The organism is Inquilinus limosus DSM 16000, from assembly GCF_000423185.1.
Classification (GTDB): Bacteria; Pseudomonadota; Alphaproteobacteria; order DSM-16000; family Inquilinaceae; genus Inquilinus; species Inquilinus limosus.
This window is the reverse complement of the sequence record NZ_KE383985.1, coordinates 24,632-40,936: the sequence shown is the minus strand read 5'-3', so window position 1 is coordinate 40,936 and position 16,305 is coordinate 24,632. Positions and strand designations below refer to the sequence as shown.

General features: G+C 70.5%; 17 protein-coding genes. 11 read left to right on the top strand and 6 right to left on the bottom strand.

Annotation, left to right across the window (positions count from 1 at the left end; translation table 11 throughout):
• Nucleotides 1-27 precede the first annotated feature (27 nt).
• Nucleotides 28-507 (bottom strand): Lrp/AsnC family transcriptional regulator, encoded by a 480-nt coding sequence (locus G537_RS0129800; protein WP_026873155.1) that lies wholly within the window; start codon nt 505-507, stop codon nt 28-30.
• A gap of 192 nt (nt 508-699) precedes the next feature.
• On the opposite strand from G537_RS0129800, the gene G537_RS0129795 reads away from it, so the two are divergent.
• Nucleotides 700-1,719 carry a S1C family serine protease gene (locus G537_RS0129795; RefSeq protein WP_034853501.1) on the top strand — a complete coding sequence of 340 codons (1,020 nt, stop codon included), beginning with the start codon at nt 700-702 and terminating at the stop codon, nt 1,717-1,719.
• Nucleotides 1,720-1,723: 4 nt separating this feature from the next.
• On the opposite strand, the gene G537_RS0129790 is transcribed toward G537_RS0129795, so the two are convergent.
• The 3 genes from G537_RS0129790 to G537_RS40725 are packed head-to-tail and all read right to left on the bottom strand — an operon-like array spanning nt 1,724 to nt 4,016.
• Nucleotides 1,724-2,326 carry a hypothetical protein gene (locus G537_RS0129790; RefSeq protein WP_026873153.1) on the bottom strand — a complete coding sequence of 201 codons (603 nt, stop codon included), beginning with the start codon at nt 2,324-2,326 and terminating at the stop codon, nt 1,724-1,726.
• A 60-nt stretch (nt 2,327-2,386) separates the two neighbouring features.
• Nucleotides 2,387-3,079: a TetR/AcrR family transcriptional regulator gene (locus G537_RS40730; RefSeq protein ID WP_245579168.1), complete on the bottom strand. Its 693-nt coding sequence runs from the start codon at nt 3,077-3,079 to the stop codon at nt 2,387-2,389.
• Between the two features lie 46 nt (nt 3,080-3,125).
• The gene (locus G537_RS40725) at nt 3,126-4,016 is read right to left on the bottom strand and encodes a DMT family transporter (RefSeq protein WP_051249306.1); all 891 of its coding nucleotides are present in this window, start codon (nt 4,014-4,016) and stop codon (nt 3,126-3,128) included.
• A gap of 76 nt (nt 4,017-4,092) precedes the next feature.
• Here G537_RS40725 and G537_RS40720 point away from each other — a divergent pair, with 76 nt between their 5' ends.
• Together G537_RS40720 and G537_RS0129770 are read left to right on the top strand one after the other, a co-directional pair.
• A complete protein-coding gene (locus G537_RS40720) occupies nt 4,093-4,686 on the top strand; it encodes a CGNR zinc finger domain-containing protein (protein ID WP_051249305.1) in 594 nt (197 codons plus the stop codon).
• Nucleotides 4,687-4,739: 53 nt separating this feature from the next.
• Nucleotides 4,740-5,669: a bifunctional helix-turn-helix transcriptional regulator/GNAT family N-acetyltransferase gene (locus tag G537_RS0129770; RefSeq protein WP_026873152.1), complete on the top strand. Its 930-nt coding sequence runs from the start codon at nt 4,740-4,742 to the stop codon at nt 5,667-5,669.
• A 10-nt stretch (nt 5,670-5,679) separates the two neighbouring features.
• On the opposite strand, the gene G537_RS0129765 is transcribed toward G537_RS0129770, so the two are convergent.
• Complete coding sequence (locus G537_RS0129765) at nt 5,680-6,231, bottom strand: putative glycolipid-binding domain-containing protein (protein WP_026873151.1); 552 nt, start codon at nt 6,229-6,231, stop codon at nt 5,680-5,682.
• Nucleotides 6,232-6,467: 236 nt separating this feature from the next.
• On the opposite strand from G537_RS0129765, the gene G537_RS0129760 reads away from it, so the two are divergent.
• From G537_RS0129760 to G537_RS0129725, 8 genes are all read left to right on the top strand, one after another.
• Entirely contained in the window at nt 6,468-7,826 is a 1,359-nt protein-coding gene (locus tag G537_RS0129760) for an NAD(P)-dependent oxidoreductase (RefSeq protein WP_026873150.1), read from the top strand.
• Between the two features lie 58 nt (nt 7,827-7,884).
• A complete protein-coding gene (preA, locus tag G537_RS0129755) occupies nt 7,885-9,165 on the top strand; it encodes an NAD-dependent dihydropyrimidine dehydrogenase subunit PreA (RefSeq protein WP_026873149.1) in 1,281 nt (426 codons plus the stop codon).
• A gap of 94 nt (nt 9,166-9,259) precedes the next feature.
• On the top strand, nt 9,260-9,781 hold the full coding sequence (locus G537_RS0129750; protein WP_034853500.1) for a hypothetical protein: 522 nt from the start codon (nt 9,260-9,262) through the stop codon (nt 9,779-9,781).
• Between the two features lie 42 nt (nt 9,782-9,823).
• Nucleotides 9,824-11,080: a Zn-dependent hydrolase gene (locus G537_RS0129745; RefSeq protein ID WP_026873147.1), complete on the top strand. Its 1,257-nt coding sequence runs from the start codon at nt 9,824-9,826 to the stop codon at nt 11,078-11,080.
• A gap of 3 nt (nt 11,081-11,083) precedes the next feature.
• The gene (locus G537_RS0129740; protein WP_051249304.1) at nt 11,084-11,914 is read left to right on the top strand and encodes an ABC transporter ATP-binding protein; all 831 of its coding nucleotides are present in this window, start codon (nt 11,084-11,086) and stop codon (nt 11,912-11,914) included.
• A 229-nt stretch (nt 11,915-12,143) separates the two neighbouring features.
• Nucleotides 12,144-13,064, top strand: a complete 921-nt coding sequence (locus G537_RS0129735; protein WP_034853499.1) for an ABC transporter permease — start codon at nt 12,144-12,146, stop codon at nt 13,062-13,064.
• Entirely contained in the window at nt 13,061-14,014 is a 954-nt protein-coding gene (locus G537_RS0129730) for an ABC transporter permease (protein ID WP_245579167.1), read from the top strand. The genes G537_RS0129735 and G537_RS0129730 overlap by 4 nt, the downstream gene beginning before the upstream one ends.
• A gap of 30 nt (nt 14,015-14,044) precedes the next feature.
• On the top strand, nt 14,045-15,046 hold the full coding sequence (locus tag G537_RS0129725) for an ABC transporter substrate-binding protein (protein WP_026873143.1): 1,002 nt from the start codon (nt 14,045-14,047) through the stop codon (nt 15,044-15,046).
• A gap of 58 nt (nt 15,047-15,104) precedes the next feature.
• Here G537_RS0129725 and G537_RS45505 read toward each other — a convergent pair.
• On the bottom strand, nt 15,105-16,305 hold a 1,201-nt coding region (locus G537_RS45505), incomplete at its 5' end, for a calcium-binding protein (RefSeq protein WP_162146175.1).

Sequence of the window (16,305 nt, the reverse complement as noted above, 5' to 3'; positions counted from 1 at the left end):
TGCGGCATGCGGCCCGATGCCGGGGCTTCACGTGGCCGGCCGCAGCGGCAGCCTTTTGCTGTCCTTCAGCGTGTCCAGCACGATGCGCGAGCGGATGGCGGATACGCCGTCGATCCGCATCAGGCTGTCCATGATGAAGCGCGACAGCTCCTTCAGGTCGGGCGCCACCACCCGCAGCTCGTAGTCGGCGTCGCCGGTCACGGCGCAGCATTCGACGATCTCGGGGTGGCGCTGCACCGCCTCGCGGAAGGCTTCCGCCGTGAAGGCGCCGTGCTTCTCCAGCGTGATCGAGATATAGGCGGCGACCGACAGGCCGATCCGGTCGGGGTCCAGCAGCGCGGCATAGCCGCGAATCACCCCGGCCTCCTCCAGCCGCTGCAGCCGCCGGGCGCACTGCGACGGCGAGAGCAGGACACGCTCCGCCAGGGCGATGTTGCTCATCCGGGCGTCGTCCTGCAGCGCGGCCAGGATCCGCCAATCGAAGCCATCCAGCGCGTCCGTCGCCATATCCGGGCATTCCCGCCGTGATCGATGCGTGAATCGCGCATCCAGAGGGTCGACGATACGCCGGCGCGCCTGCGGCGTCACCAGAGGGCGACCTGGCGGCGTTCCCCTTGGGTTCTATTCCCGGCGTGCCCACATCTAGGCGAACGGGGCGAGCCGGCTGGCGCGCCCCTTCCGGATCCCAAGGCCATTCCCATGCCCGGCTACGAAACCCGCTTCCTCCTCGACGCCCCGGCGCCGGGGCCCGAGGCGTCGACGCCATCCCCCGCCCCGGCCGGGGCCGATGCCCTCGACGCCTATTCCCGCACGGTGACCGACGCGGTGCGCGCCGCCGCCCCCGCGGTCGTGCATCTCCGCGTCTCCGGCCAGGGGCCGGACGGCATGGCGGTGCCGCGCGGCAGCGGCTCCGGCGTCATCTTCACCCCCGACGGCTTCGTCCTCACCAACAGTCATGTCGTGCGCGGCGCGGCCTCGATCACGGCGACGCTCAGCGACGGCCGCAGCGTCGTCGCCTGGCCGGTCGGCGACGATCCCGACACCGACCTCGCGGTGCTGCGGCTGCACGACAGCGTGCCGGGCTGGGCGCCGCTCGGCTCCTCCGCCGCGCTGCAGGTCGGCCAGCTGGTGATCGCGATCGGCAACCCGCTTGGCTTCGAGGCGACGGTGACGGCCGGGGTGGTCAGCGCCCTCGGCCGGTCGCTGCGCGGCCGGTCCGGCCGCCTGATCGACGGCGTGCTGCAGACCGATGCGGCGCTCAACCCCGGCAACAGCGGCGGCCCGCTGGTGGATGCGGCCGGCCGGGTGGTCGGCATCAACACCGCGATGATCGCCGGCGCCCAGGGCCTGTGTTTCGCCATCGGCAGCGACACCGCCGTGGTGGTGGCGTCGGAGATCATCCGCCACGGCCGGGTGCGGCGCGCCTCGCTCGGCATCGCCGCGCAGACGGTGCGGCTGCCGCGACCACTGCAGCTGGCGCTCGGCCTGCCGGCCGCCGGCGGCGTGCGGGTGGCGGAGCTGCTGCCCGGCGGCGCCGGGGCCGCGGCGCTGCGTGCCGGCGACGTCATCCTGGCGATCGACCGGAACCCGGTCGACGGCGTCGACGCGCTGCACCGGCTGCTCGGGGTGGAACGTGTCGGCGTCCCCGCCGTGCTGCGCCTGCTGCGCGACGGCCGGGTGCAGGAGGTGACGGTGACCCCGCGCGAGCGGGCGGGCTGACCGCCTAGTTGAACTTGGTGCCGAGGCTGACGCCGTAGCCCAGGATGCCGCCGCCGGTCAGCGCCACCGCCGGGATGTCGTGGGCCTCGATGTTCCCGAAGTCCTTCTCGCGCGTGTAGAAGCCGGCGCGGGCATACTGGGCGTCGTAGAACTCGCCCAGCCGCTTGGCATAGGCCAGCTGCTCCGGCCCGTCGGTCGGCTGCTGCGTCTGGGCCTGGATGTAGCTCTGCAGCGCGATATTGACCTCGCGCTGCGAGGCGATGGCCGTGCCGGGATACAGTTTCACCCGCTCGGCCATGAAGCCGGCGGCCTTGGCCTCGGCCGCGTCGTTCTGCTTCGCCGCCACCCGCTCCAGCCCGTCCCAGGCGTCGGCCAGGTCCGGCCAGGCCATGCCGGCTTGGCGGTACAGACTCTTGGCCTCGGCCGGGTTGCGGGCTTCGGCCGCCTTGGCCTGGGCCAGCAGCGCCTCGCCCCGGTTGCGGTCGAAGCCCTGGCCGGGCGCCGCCGCGCTCTGCAGCACGTCGGGCGGCAGCGGCGGCTGCGGCGGTTCGGCGCCACAGGCGGCGAGGGCGAACAGGGCCAGCGGGATCAGGGCGCGCGTCAGCATGACCCATCCTTAGCGCAAAGCGGCGTGCGCCGCCACGGATGCCTCATCCCCGGCGACTGATCAGCCGCCGCGCGGCGGCTTCAGGCCGCAGCCGCGCAGGATCAGGCCGGTGACGTGCCGGCCGGCGACCAGGAAGACGTCGTCATCCATCGCCTCGCGCCCCAGCACCGCCCGGATCTGGGCCTCGAAATCGGCATAGGTCTGGGTCGCGGCCCAAAGGGTGAAGACCAGGTGCCGGGGGTCGACCGGCGCCATCCGGCCGGCGGCGATCCAGCCCTCGATCACCCGCGCCTTCTCGTCGATCGTGCGCTTCAGCTTGCCCGACAGGTAGTCGGCGACCTGCGGCGCGCCGTGGATGATCTCGTTGGCGAAGACCTTGGAGGCCAGCGGCCGGGTGCGCGACCAGCGCATCTTGTCGCGGATATAGGCGGCCAGCGCCTCGGCCGGGTCGCGCTCCGGCACCAGATGGTCGAAGGCGTCGACCCAGAGGTCGAGGATGCGGGCCAGCACGGCGCGGTACAGCGCCTCCTTGGTGCCGAAATAGTAGTGGACATTGGCCTTCGGCAGGCCGGCGCGCTCGGCGATGCCCTGCATGGTGGCGCCGGAGAAGCCGGCCTCGGCGAATTCGGCCTCGGCGGCATCCAGGATCTGCGCCTCGCGGGCGCGGCGCAGGCGGCTGCCCACACTCGGCCGCGGCGTGTCCAGGGCGGTGCCGGTGTCCTCCGGCGAATCCAGCATCTCGGCGTCGGTCATGCCGGCATCATCGGCCGGAAAGGCCGGCGGCGTCGATAGCGATGCGTCAGCGGCCCGGCGCCGGTTCCGCGGTCCCCGGCCGGGCCGGCGCGGGGGCCGCCTCGGCCTCGCCGCGCCCGGCCAGCGCGATGCCGACGACGATGAAGACGCTGCCGACCAGGGCGGCCGCCTGCGGTACCTGGCCGAGGATCGGCCAGGCCAGCAGCGTCGCCACCACCGGCTGGCCGTAGCCGGCGATGGCGGAGAAGCCGGCGTCGAGCGTGCGCAGGGCCCGGGCGACCAGAAGCTGGGAGGCGAAGGCGATCAGCGCCTGGGCCGCCAGGTTCACCCAGCCGGAGGGGGCGGCCGGCAGGATCCGGTCCTGCAGCAGCGCCACCGGCAGGGCGCCGAGCGCGGCGCCGATCAGGGTCCAGAAGGTGACGGTGGCGGCGGCCTGGCGGCGGCACAGCGCCGCCGAGATCAGGAAGCAGACGGCGTAGAACAGGGCGGCCAGCAGCGCCATGCCGTTGCCCAGCAGGTCGCCGCCGTCGGCGCCGCGGGCGCCGGCCAGGATGGCGATGCCCAGGAAGGCGACCAGGCCGCCGCCGATCACCCTGCCGTCCGGCCGGCGGCGCAGCCACAGCGTCGGCAGCAGCGCCACCAGCAGCGGATAGATCATCACCAGCAGCGTGGCCTCCATCACGCTGGTGCGGACGATGGAGGCGTTCCACAGCACCAGGTCGGCGGCCAGCATCACCCCGGCCAGCAGGGCGAGGCCGATGTCGCGCGCCGGCATGCGGGGTGACCGCCAGGCCAGGATCGCGGCCGGGATGCAGCTCAGGGTCAGGCGCCAGAAGGCGGTGGCGGCGGGGTCGACCGGGGCGGTGCGGACCAGGATCGGGCCGATGCCCGACAGCCCGACACCGGCATAGAGCTGGCCGAGGGAGTTCCAGCGCATCGTAACCACCTTTCTGGCATTTGCTGGTAACGATATAGGTCTCGCGGAAACCTGTCAAAGTGGTTATGCTGGTTTCATGCTATCGGACCAGACGACGCCTCCTGAACTGCCCCTGGTCGGCGGCTTCGTTTGCCTGGACTTCTGCAACACCCTGTCCGGATGGGGCGGGCCGGGACCGCGGGAGCGGGCCGGCGACCCCGCCGCGCTGGCCGTCTGGTGCGCGCAGGCCTTCGGCGAGATACCCCGCATCGACCGCGAAGAGTGGGCACGGCTGATCCGCCTGCGCGAGACGCTGCATGCGGTGTTCGACGCCATTGCGACCGGGGGCGATCCGCCGGCGGAGGCGGTGGCCCTGGTGCAGGCCGAGGTGGCGGAGGCGGCGGCCCGGCGCCGGCTGGCCGTCACCGCCGCCGGGGCGAGCTGGCGGGACGCGCCGCCCACGGATGGAACGGCGGTCCGCCACCGGCTGGCCATGGACGCGCTGGACCTGCTGCTGCGGGGAGAGCCGGCGCGGTTGAAGCGCTGCGCCGGCCACGACTGCGGCTGGCTGTTCTACGACCGCAGCAAGAACGCCAGCCGCCGCTGGTGCCTGATGAGCGATTGCGGCACGGCCGACAAGGTCCGCCGCTTCCGGCAAAGGCAGCGGTCGGCGTCGGCTCGGGATAGTTGACTAGGTCAAATAGAAGATTGACTCTGTCATCCGATTCGCGACGGAGGGATCGAATGGCCGAGGCGGAGCTGGCCGAGCATGTGACCGCGATGCGGCACTTCAACCGCTTCTACACCCAGAAGATCGGGGTTCTGGAGGAAGGGCTGCTGCAGAGCCCGTTCTCGCTGACCGAGCTGCGGGTGCTGTACGAGCTGGTGCATCGCGACCGGCCGACGGCCAGCGAGCTGGGGCGGGCGCTGGGGCTCGATGCCGGCTATCTCAGCCGGATTCTGGCGCGGTTCGAGCAGCAGGGCCTGCTCGTCCGCACGCCCTCGCCGCAGGATGGGCGGCAGAGCCTGCTGGCCGCGACCGAGGCCGGCCGGGCGGCGATGGCGCCGCTGGAGGAGCGGTCGAACGAGGTGCTCGGCCGCCTGTTGCAGCCGCTCTCCGCCGGGGATCGGGCGCAGCTCACCGACGCCTTCCGCACGGTGGAGCGGCTGCTCGGCGAGCCTCGCGACAAGGTCGTCTCCTATCTGCTGCGGCCGCACCGGCCGGGCGATCTCGGCTGGATCGTGCACCGCCACGGCGTGCTCTATGCCCGCGAATACGGCTGGGGCGAAGGCTTCGAGGCGCTGGTGGCCGAGATCGCGGCCCAGTTCCTGCGCGACCACGACCCGCAGCGCGAGCAGTGCTGGGTGGCGGAGCTGGACGGGGAGATGGCTGGCACGGTGATGCTGGTGCGCCAGTCCGACGAGACCGCCAAGCTGCGGCTGCTGCTGGTCGAGCCGACGGCGCGCGGCCACGGCATCGGCGCCCGGCTGGTCGAGGAATGCATCCGCTTCGCCCGCCGGGCCGGCTATCGCCGCCTCACCCTCTGGACCAACGACGTGCTGGCCGCGGCCCGGCGGATCTACGAGAAGGCCGGGTTCCGCCTAGTCGACGCGAAGCCGCACCGCGACTTCGGCCCGGAGATGGTGGGCGAGACCTGGGAGCTGGAGCTCTGAGGCCGGCGTTTCATTCCACCCGCCGGTACAGGCCGGGATAATCCAGCACCAGCTCGTTCGCGTCGGTGCTGATCTCGGCGATGAAGCCGCTGCCGTCCAGCGATTCGAAGCGCCAGCGCCGCAGCGCCAGCGCGGTGTAGCGCTGCGGCGTGGCGAAGGGCGCCAGCTCCGGCAGCGGCAGATACACCACCCTGACCTCGGCCGACTCGCCGGGCTCCAGCCCCAGCCGGCGGATCGGCAGGGTGTTGGTGAAGGGCGTCGCCACCAGGTCGACGTCGATGCAGCCCTCCAGCTCCGGCAGCGGCGTGCCGTCGCCGGTGGTCCAGGTGCCGCCGCCATCGGCCAGCAGCCGCAGCCGCCGGTCGCCGGCATGATCGGTCACCGCCACCGACCGCACCCGCCATTCGGCGTCCATCACGATGGTGTAGGTCAGCGCCCACTCGACTCCCTCATCGCCGCCGATCACCACGCTGTCGGCCTGGATCCAGGCGCCGCTGCGATGCAGCCGCAGATGCTCCAGGCCGATGCCTTCGGCCGGGGCCCATCGGACATGTCGGTCCATGCGCCGTCTCCTGCTGTTCCTGAAACGTTCTAGCACGATTCCGGCGCCGCGCAACAAACGATAATGATACTGATTATCAATTGAAAATAGAGTTGACCATTTGGTCAGGTTTTCGATACCGTTTCGGTCAGGAGAGGCGGGCGCGGCGAAAACCGGGGAAACCGGGCGCGGCGCCGGGCTTGAGGGCCGGGCCGGCGGGCATCTCGCCCGGCGGATGCGGCCAGCGGAGGCTGGGAATGACGACGGGACCCGACATCGCGGCTGGGCGCATCGGCGCCGAACGCATCGCCGAAAGCTTCACGGAGATCCATCCGCCGCTCGACCGCCGCACCGCGCTGATCGAATCCAGCCGCTGCTACTTCTGCTACGACGCGCCCTGCGTCGAGGCCTGCCCGACCGGCATCGACATCCCGTCCTTCATCAAGAGCATCGCCACCGACAATGTGAAGGGCGCGGCGAAGACCATCCTCGACGCCAACATCATGGGCGGCATGTGCGCCCGGGTCTGCCCGGTCGAGGAGCTGTGCGAGGACGCCTGCGTCCGCAACCACCAGGAGGAGAAGCCGGTGGCGATCAGCGCCCTGCAGCGCTACGCCACCGACCATGTGTTCCTGCGCAACGAGCAGCTGTTCAGCCGCGCGCCGTCGACCGGCAAGCGCGTCGCCGTGGTCGGCGCCGGCCCGGCCGGTCTCGCCTGCGCCCACCGCCTCGCCGTGCTCGGCCACGACGTCGTGGTGTTCGAGGCCAAGCAGAAGGGCGGCGGGCTGAACGAATACGGCCTTGCCGCCTACAAGATGGCGGACGGCTTCGCCCAGGCCGAGTTGGCCTATATCCTGGAGATCGGCGGCATCGAGATCCGCACCGGCATGGCGCTGGGCCGCGACATGTCCCTGAGCGAGCTGCGGCGCGACTACGACGCGGTGTTCCTCGGCCTCGGCCACAACGCCGTCAACGCCCTCGGTTGCGACGGCGAGGCCATGGCCGGGGTGGAGAGCGCGGTCGACTTCATCGCCCGGCTGCGCCAGGCCCCCGACAAGTGGTCGGTCCCGATCGGCCGCCGCGTGGTGGTGATCGGCGGCGGCAACACCGCGATCGACGCCGCCACCCAGGCCAGGCGGCTGGGGGCGGAGGAGGTGACGCTGGTCTATCGTCGCGGCGCCGAGCAGATGTCCGCCACCTGGAAGGAGCAGGACTGGGCCCAGGTCAACGGCGTCACCATCCGCCACTGGGCCCAACCGCGCCGCATCCTGGGCTGGCCGGCCAACGGCAAGGGACCGTCGGTGAAGGAGGTGGAGTTCGAGCACACCCAGCTCGACGCCCAGGGGCGCCTCGTCGGCACCGGCGACCGCTTCACCGTGCTGGCCGACCAGGTCTTCACCGCCATCGGCCAGTATCTCGTGCCCTCGGCCTTCGCCCATGAGGCCGAGACGCTGGACATGGCCGGCAACCGCATCGCCGTGAACGAGGAGCGGCAGACCTCGCTGTCCGGCGTCTGGGCCGGCGGCGACTGCGTGCCGGGCAAGGACCTGACCGTCAGCGCCGTGCAAGACGGCAAGCTGGCGGCGCTGTCGATCGACCGGGCGCTGCGGCGCTGACCGCGGCCCGCACGCATCAAACGGCCGCAGAGCCGCGGGATTCTGGCAGGAGGCTTCCATGGCCGATCTGAGCAACGACTTCCTGGGGATCCGGTCCCCGAATCCGTACTGGCTGGCCTCGGCGCCGCCGACGGACAAGGAGTACAACGTCGTCCGCGCCTTCCGTGCCGGCTGGGGCGGGGTGGTGTGGAAGACGCTGGGCGAGGATCCGCCGGTGGTCAACGTCTCCTCCCGCTACGGCGCCGTCAGCTACAACGGCACCCGCGTCGCCGGCCTCAACAACATCGAGCTGATCACCGACCGGCCGCTCGAGCTCAACCTGCGCGAGATCAAGCAGGTCAAGCGCGACTGGCCGGACCGGGCGCTGATCGTGTCGCTGATGGTGCCCTGCGAGGAGGCGAGCTGGAAGGCGATCCTGCCGCTGGTCGAGGACACCGGCGCCGATGGCATCGAGCTGAACTTCGGCTGCCCGCACGGCATGTCCGAGCGCGGCATGGGCTCCGCCGTCGGCCAGGTGCCGGAATATGTCGAGATGGTCACCCGCTGGTGCAAGCAGCACTCGCGGATGCCGGTGATCGTCAAGCTGACGCCGAACATCACCAACATCCTCGGGCCCGCCCGGGCGGCGAAGCGCGGCGGCGCCGACGCGGTGTCGCTGATCAACACCATCCAGTCGATCGTGTCGGTCGACCTCGACCTGATGGCGCCGACGCCGACGGTCGACGGCCTGGGCACCCATGGCGGCTATTGCGGCCCTGCGGTGAAGCCGATCGCGCTGCGCATGGTCGGGCAGATCGCGCGCGACCCGGAATGCCGCGGCATGGCGATCTCGGCGATCGGCGGCGTCTCGACCTGGCGCGACGCGGCGGAGTTCATGGCGCTGGGCGCCACCAACGTCCAGGTCTGCACCGCGGCTATGACGCACGGCTTCAAGATCGTCGAGGACATGGCGTCCGGCCTGTCCAACTGGATGGACGGCAAGAGCTATGCGAACACCCGGGCCTTCCAGGGCCTGGCGGTGCCGAACTTCGTCGAATGGCAGGACCTGAACATCAACTTCAAAACCGTCGCCGATATCGACCAGGACGCCTGCATCCAGTGCGGCAAGTGCTACATCGCCTGCGAGGACACCTCGCACCAGTCGATCTTCAAGCTGCGCACGCCGGAGGGCGCGCGGCGCTACGAGATCAACGAGGCGGAGTGCGTGGGCTGCAACCTGTGCATGCATGTCTGCCCGGTCGACAACTGCATCACCATGAAGCCGGTCGACACCGGCCTGCCCTATCTGAACTGGCAGCACCACCCCAACAACCCGATGCGCAAGGACGCCGCCGAATAAACCCCTCATTCTGATGCGATTTGGCATCGTCGGTTCGGGAGCGATCGGTCATGATGGCGGCCTTCCGATCATTCGACACGAAGCGAGGGGAATAATGGCTCTCATGCGACGCGCGGTGCTGGTGGGGATCATGGCCGCGGCGCTCGCCGGATGCGCCGGCGGTGAACCGGCCTCCCGGCCGGTGGCGGAGGCGAAGATCGACGATTTCGCCGGCTCCTGGATCGGCTCGAGCGAGGAGGAGGTGCAGCGGGCCGCGGCGGTGATCGTCGAGCCGCGGACCGATGGCGGCTTCCGGCTGTTCTGGCGCAATGTCCAGGCCGGGCAGCCCGGCGACGGGCTGGAGTTCCGCGAGCGCGAGCTGGCCTTCCAACCCTCGACCCGGCCGAACTTCTGGACCGCCACGGTGCCGGCCGACCGCGCCTATGCCACCGCCAGCCTGGCCGGCCCGACCCTGACGGTCGAGGTCGTCGGCACCACCCAGGACGGCAAGGTCGAGCGCCAGCTGTACCGCCGCACCCTGGTCGACGGCAGCCATCTGAAGCTGGCCTACACCCGCGAGGTGGCGGGGCAGCCGGCCTCCACCATCGAAGCCAACTTCATCCGCAAGCCGGCCTGATCGCGGGATCGGGCCAGAGGACGTGAGTCCGAGGACGTGACGATGCAGCAGAACATCCAGATCGACCCGCAGCGCCTTTGGGACGCGATCATGGAGACCGCGGAGTTCGGCAAGACCCCGAAGGGCGGCGTGAAGCGCCTGACCCTCACCGATCTCGACAAGCAGGTGCGGGACTGGTTCCGGCGCCAGTGCGAGGCGGTCGGCTGCACCGTCACGGTCGACGAAGTCGGCAACATGTTCGCCCGCCGGCCGGGCCGGGACAATTCGCTGCCGCCGATCTGCGTCGGCAGCCATCTCGACACCCAGCCGACGGGCGGCAAGTTCGACGGCATCCTCGGCGTGCTGTCGGGGCTGGAGCTGCTGCGCACGCTTCACGACACCGGCTACGAGACCAACGCGCCCATCGAGGTGATCAACTGGACCAATGAGGAGGGCTCCCGCTTCGCCCCGGCGATGCTGGCCTCCGGCGTCTTCGCCGGGGTGTTCACCAAGGAGTACGCCTACAGCCGCGAGGACCGCGAGGGCCGGCGCTTCGGCGACGAGCTGGAGCGGATCGGCTACAAGGGCCCCGCCCCCGTCGGGCAGCGCAAGCTCGGCGCCCATTTCGAGCTGCATATCGAGCAGGGGCCGATCCTCGAGGCCGAGGAGAAGGTGATCGGCGTCGTCACCGGCGTGCAGGGCATGCGCTGGTACGAGGTGACGGTGACCGGCCGCGAGAGCCATGCCGGCTCGACCCCGATGCGGCTGCGCCGCGACGCGCTGCGCGGCGCCGCCCGGATGATCGAGGCGGTGATCGCGGTCGGCGACGCCACGGCCGATGCGGTCGCCACGGTCGGGCTGGTCGAGGTGCGGCCGAACAGCCGCAACGTCATCCCGGGCGAGGTGTTCTTCACCATCGACTATCGCCACCCCGACGATGCGAAGATCGGGGTGATGGAGAAGGAGGCGCGGGCGGCGATCGACCGGATCGCGGCCGAGCTGAAGCTCGAGGTCAAGGTCGAGGCGATCTGGGATTCGCCGGCGGTGAAGTTCGACCCGGGCTGCATCGACGCGGTGGAGAACGCGGCCCGGGCCAACGGCTTCACCCATCGCCGCATCGTCTCCGGCCCCGGGCATGATTCGGCCTATATCGCCCGGGTGGCGCCGACCGCGATGATCTTCGTGCCGTGCCGCGAGGGCATCAGCCACAACGAGGAAGAGAGCATCGAGTTCGACCACGCCGCCGCCGGGGCCAATGTGCTGCTGCGCGCCGTGCTCGACTACGACCGCTCGCTCGAACAGGCCGGAAAGGCGGCCTGAGCCATGGCGGTGTCGGCGGTCCGGCCGGAGCAGTCCCCGAAGGCGGCGGCCTCCGCCGCGCCGCCGGTGGTCGAGGCCCGTCGCCTGGGCCTGACCTTCCAGACCGCCGATGCGCCGGTGGTGGCGCTGCAGGATGTCGACCTGACCATCGGCGAAGGCGAGTTCGTGTCGCTGATCGGCCCGTCCGGCTGCGGCAAGACCACGCTGATGCGGGTGGTGGCCGACCTGGTGCAGCCGACCGCCGGCTTGATGACGGTGAACGGCATGACGCCGGAGCAGGCGCGGCTGGCCCGCGCCTATGGCTATGTGTTCCAGGCGCCGGCCCTCTATCCCTGGCGCAACGTCCGCCGCAACGTCGAGCTGCCGCTCGAGATCATGGGCGTGCCGGCGGCGGAGCGGCAGGAGCGGGCGCGGGCGGCGCTCGGCACCGTCGGCCTCGGTCCGTTCGAGAAGAAGTTCCCCTGGCAGCTCTCGGGCGGCATGCAGCAGCGCGTGTCGATCGCCCGGGCCCTCGGCTTCGCGCCGAAGCTGCTGCTGATGGACGAGCCTTTCGGCGCGCTTGACGAGATCACGCGCGACAACCTCAACGTCCATCTCTTGGACCTGTGGAACCGCACCAACCTGACCGTGATCTTCGTCACCCATTCGATCCCGGAGGCGGTGTTCCTGTCCTCCAAGATCGTGGTGATGTCGCCGCGGCCGGGCCGGATCCTCGACGTGATCGAGAGCGACCTGCCGCGCCAGCGCGACCTCGACATCCGCGAGACCCCGGAATTCCTCGCCATCGCCCAGCAGGTCCGCGAAGGCCTGCGGGCCGGGCATTCCTACGAATGATCCCCGCCGTCTTGGGCCGGCCTCACTCCTTGTCCCCCCTCTTCTCGCGGGAGGGGGGCAGGGGGAGGGGGTTCCGGCAGCAAGCGCCTGCATCGGACTGTCTGGCGGGGGTGATCGGCATAGGTCGAAAGCGCCTCCGCCCTTCGATCGACAACCCCCTCCCCCTATCCCCCTCCCGCGAGGGGAGGGGGGACTCGGATAGGCAGGCTCTCGCCCTGAGGGCCACCGCATGACCGTCCTCGCCGAATCCCTGCCCGCCCGGTCGGGAGCCTGGGCGCGGCTGAAAGGCGGGCGGGCGCTGCCGCTGGCCACGGTGCTCGGCGTGCTGCTGGTGGTCTGGTATCTCGGGTCGTTCTGGCTGAACGCGCCGGCGGCGGTGGAGCGGCTGAACCGCGCGGGGCCGGACTGGACCACCGCGCAGTTCTTCGAGGCCGTCTGGAAGCTGGATCGGCCGCTGCTGCCGACGCCGGACCAGGTGGCGGCCGACCTCTGGACCAACACCGTCGGGCGGCCGGTGACCAGCAACCGCAGCCTCGTCTACCACGCCTGGGTGACGATGAGCTCGACCCTGCTCGGCTTCGTCCTCGGCACGCTGCTCGGCATCCTGCTCGCCGTCGGCATCGTCCATGTGCCGACGCTCGACCGGTCGCTGATGCCCTGGGTGATCGCCAGCCAGACCGTGCCGATCCTGGCGATCGCGCCGATGATCGTGGTCGTGCTCGGCAATCTCGGCCTCACCGGGGTGATCCCGAAATCGATCATCTCCGCCTATCTCAGCTTCTTCCCGGTGACCATCGGAATGGTCAAGGGCCTGCGCTCGCCCGACCCGCTGCAGCTCGACCTGCTGCGCACCTATTCCGCCAGCGGTGCCCAGGTGTTCTGGAAACTGCGCTGGCCGGCCGCGGTGCCGTTCCTGTTCCCCAGCCTGAAGATCGGCATTTCGCTGGCGCTGGTCGGCGCCATCGTCGGCGAGCTGCCGACCGGCGCCCAGGCCGGCATCGGCGCGCGGCTCCTGACCGGCTCCTATTTCGGCCAGATGATCCAGCTCTGGTCGGCCCTGGTCATGGCGGCGCTCCTGGCCCTGCTCTGCGTCTTCGCCGTCACCCTGGCCGAGCGCGCCGTGGTCGTCAGCCGCGGAGGCCAGGGATGAGCGCGCGGGTGCTGCACAGCCTCGGCTGGTTGCTCCTGGCAATGATCCTCGCGGGCTTCGTCCTGTGGTGGATCGGCGCGGGCGGGGTCTTCGCCTCCGGCACCGCCTGGATCGCCCTGCCGATCGTCGCGGCGGTGGCGGCCGCCTGGGCGGCGCTGCGCGGCCTGTCGCCGATTCCCGGCCGGACCGCCGGCATCGCCGTGCCGATCCTGTTCGGCGCCCTGCTGCTGTGGCTGTGGCAGGCGCTGGTCACCGGCTTCCAGGTGCCGCAGATCCTGCTGCCGGCGCCGTCGCAGATCGCCGCGCGCTTCGCCGCCAGCACCGACACGCTGTGGGTGGACTTCGTCCAGACCTTCATCCGCTCGGCCATACCGGGCTTCCTGATCGGCTCCGGCGCCGGCTTCCTGACGGCAGTGGCGATCGACCGCTCGCCCTTCCTGCAGCGCGGCCTGCTGCCGCTCGGCTCCGCCGTCTCGGCCATGCCGATCGTCGGCATCGCCCCGATCATGATCATGTGGTTCGGCTTCGACTGGCACTCCAAGGCCGCCGTGGTCGTGGTCATGACCTTCTTCCCGATGCTGGTGAACGCGCTGGCCGGGCTCGAATCCGCCGGGGCGATCGAGCGCGACCTGATGCGGTCCTACGCCGCCAGCTATTGGCAGACGCTGTGCAAGCTGCGGCTGCCCGGGGCGCTGCCCTTCCTCTTCAACGCACTGAAGCTGAACGCCACCCTGGCCCTGATCGGCGCCATCGTGGCCGAGTTCTTCGGCACCCCGATCTACGGCATGGGCTTCCGCATCTCGACCGAGGTGGCGCGGCTGAATGTCGACATGGTCTGGGCCACCATCCTGGTCGCGGCCGTCGCCGGCTCCGCCTCCTACGGGCTCCTCGCCCTGGTGGAGCGGGCGACGACCTTCTGGCACCCTTCGATGCGGGGAACCACACGCTGAACAGGCTCTGACGAACGGGAGAGGCTTCACATGAAAAAAACCATTCTGGGACTGGCCGCGGCGATGGCGCTGGGCTTCGGCCCGGCGCAGGCGGCGGACCCCTTCACCATCCAGCTGAAATGGGTCACCCAGGCCCAGTTCGGCGGCTACTACGTCGCCGCCGAGAAGGGCTATTACGAGGAGGCTGGGCTGGACGTCACGATCAAGCCCGGCGGACCGGACATCGCCCCGCCGCAGGTGATCGCGGCGGGTGGCGCCGACGTCATCGTCGAATGGATGCCGGCGGCGCTGGCCGCGCGTGAGAAGGGCGTGCCGCTGGTCAATGTGGCGCAGGTCTTCAACCGCTCCGGCATGATGCTGACCTGCAAGAAGGACAGCGGCGTGAAGTCGCCGGCCGACTTCAAGGGCAAGACCCTCGGCGTCTGGTTCGCCGGCAACGAGTATCCGTTCCTGTCCTGGATGGGCAAGCTGGGCCTGTCGACCTCGGGCGCGAATCCGGACGTCAAGGTGCTGCGCCAGGGCTTCAACGTCGACCCGCTGCTGCAGAACCAGGCGGCCTGCATCTCGACCATGATCTACAACGAATACTGGCAGGTGATCGACGCCGGCGTGCCGGAGAGCGACCTGATCACCTTCTATTACGAGGACCAGGGCGTGGCGACGCTGGAGGACGGGCTCTACGCGCTCGAATCCCAGCTCAAGGACCCGGCCTATGTCGACCGGCTGGCCCGCTTCATCAAGGCCTCGGCGAAGGGGTGGGCCTATGCCAAGGCGCATCCGGACGAGGCCGGCCAGATCGTGGCCGAGGCCGACGCGTCGGGCGCCACCACCGACGAGGTGCAGACCCGCATGGCCGAGAACATCGCCAAGCTGATCACCGTGTCGGACGACAAGATCGGCTGGCTCGACCCCGAGGCGTACAAGCGTACGGTGCAGGTGCTGCTGGCCAGCAAGAGCGACCCGGTGATCACCAAGGACCCGGGCGACGCCGCCTGGACCCATGCCGCCTGGGACAAGGCGATGGGCAAGTAGGGCGGCATCCGTCGACAAAAAAAGGGCCGGCGAGAGCCGGCCCTCCCCTTTTGGTCCCTTATAGAACGAAGTCGGACGCCTGCAGGGAGACGGCGCCGCTGAGCACGATGTGGAAGTCGGACTGGCCGTCGCCGTTGATGTCACCGGCGATGGTGGTCTGACCGCCGCTGACGGCGAAGCGCAGCTCGCCCGCATGATGGGTGTAGAGGCCCGAGCCGATGAAGGTGAAGGCCTGGTCGCCCGCCGTCCCGGTGTTGGCGTCGATCAGCGACAGGTCGATCTTGTCGCCCTGCGCCCGGCTGAAGTCGGTGATGCGGTCGGCATTGGCGCCGACCATGCTGTCGCCGGCCGAGGCATAGACGAAACGGTCGGCGCCACCCCCACCGGTCAGGGTGTCCTTGCCCGCCCCGCCGCGAAGCGTGTCGGCGCCGTTCCAGCCTTGCAGGACATTGGCGCCGGCATTGCCGATGAGGGTGTCGTTGCCCTGGCTGCCGGAGAGATTCTCGACCCCGATCAGGACATCGCCCTGGGCCTCGCCGCCGGTGCCCGTGCCGGCGGTCAGGTTCACGCTGACCCCGGTGCCGCTGGTGTAGTAGCTGACGGTGTCGATGCCGGTGCCGCCGTCGAGGCGGTCAGCCCCGGCGCCGCCGCGAAGCACATCGTTGCCCTCATAGCCGGCCAGGGCGTTGACGCCGGCATGGCCGGTGAGGGTATCGTTGCCCCGGCTGCCGGAGACGTTCTCGATCGAGACCAGGACATCGCCCTGGGCATTGCCGCCGCTGCCCCTGCCGGTGGACAGATCCACGGTGACCCCGACCGTCTCGCCCCAGTAGCTGGCGGTGTCGACGCCGGCGCCGCCCTCGAGACGGTCGGCCCCGACGCCGCCGACCAGGACGTCCTGGCCGTCCCCACCCTGGAGAATGTCGTTGCCGTCATAGCCCTGCAGCCTGTTGGCGCCGGCGTTGCCGGTCAGCGTGTCGGCGACGCTCGAGCCGTTGACGTTCTCGACGCCGCTGAAGTTGTCGCCCTGCGCCTCACCGCCGGTGGCCGTTCCGGTCTGCAGGTTCACGGTGACGCCGATATTGGTGCCGTAGTAGCTGACGGTATCGACGCCCGCGCCGCCGATGAACCGGTCGCTGCCGTCACCACCGCGAAGCACGTCGTTGCCGTTGCCGCCGACGAGGGTGTCGCTGCCGGAGCCGCCGGAGATCGAATCGTTGCCGTTGCCGCCGAACAGGGTGTCGCGATAGGCGGTGCCG

Bases quoted from the DNA above. Each gene is read 5' to 3' on its own strand.
- G537_RS0129800 (WP_026873155.1), bottom strand. From the start codon at position 507: ATGGCGACGGACGCGCTGGATGGCTTCGATTGGCGGATCCTGGCCGCG.
- G537_RS0129790 (WP_026873153.1), bottom strand. From the start codon at position 2,326: ATGCTGACGCGCGCCCTGATCCCGCTGGCCCTGTTCGCCCTCGCCGCC.
- G537_RS0129770 (WP_026873152.1), top strand. From the start codon at position 4,740: ATGGCCGAGGCGGAGCTGGCCGAGCATGTGACCGCGATGCGGCACTTC.
- G537_RS0129760 (WP_026873150.1), top strand. From the start codon at position 6,468: ATGACGACGGGACCCGACATCGCGGCTGGGCGCATCGGCGCCGAACGC.
- G537_RS0129765 (WP_026873151.1), bottom strand. From the start codon at position 6,231: ATGGACCGACATGTCCGATGGGCCCCGGCCGAAGGCATCGGCCTGGAG.
- G537_RS40725 (WP_051249306.1), bottom strand. From the start codon at position 4,016: ATGCGCTGGAACTCCCTCGGCCAGCTCTATGCCGGTGTCGGGCTGTCG.
- G537_RS40730 (WP_245579168.1), bottom strand. From the start codon at position 3,079: ATGACCGACGCCGAGATGCTGGATTCGCCGGAGGACACCGGCACCGCC.
- G537_RS0129740 (WP_051249304.1), top strand. From the start codon at position 11,084: ATGGCGGTGTCGGCGGTCCGGCCGGAGCAGTCCCCGAAGGCGGCGGCC.
- G537_RS0129795 (WP_034853501.1), top strand. From the start codon at position 700: ATGCCCGGCTACGAAACCCGCTTCCTCCTCGACGCCCCGGCGCCGGGG.
- G537_RS0129725 (WP_026873143.1), top strand. From the start codon at position 14,045: ATGAAAAAAACCATTCTGGGACTGGCCGCGGCGATGGCGCTGGGCTTC.
- G537_RS40720 (WP_051249305.1), top strand. From the start codon at position 4,093: ATGCTATCGGACCAGACGACGCCTCCTGAACTGCCCCTGGTCGGCGGC.
- preA (WP_026873149.1), top strand. From the start codon at position 7,885: ATGGCCGATCTGAGCAACGACTTCCTGGGGATCCGGTCCCCGAATCCG.
- G537_RS0129750 (WP_034853500.1), top strand. From the start codon at position 9,260: ATGGCTCTCATGCGACGCGCGGTGCTGGTGGGGATCATGGCCGCGGCG.
- G537_RS0129745 (WP_026873147.1), top strand. From the start codon at position 9,824: ATGCAGCAGAACATCCAGATCGACCCGCAGCGCCTTTGGGACGCGATC.
- G537_RS0129735 (WP_034853499.1), top strand. From the start codon at position 12,144: ATGACCGTCCTCGCCGAATCCCTGCCCGCCCGGTCGGGAGCCTGGGCG.
- G537_RS0129730 (WP_245579167.1), top strand. From the start codon at position 13,061: ATGAGCGCGCGGGTGCTGCACAGCCTCGGCTGGTTGCTCCTGGCAATG.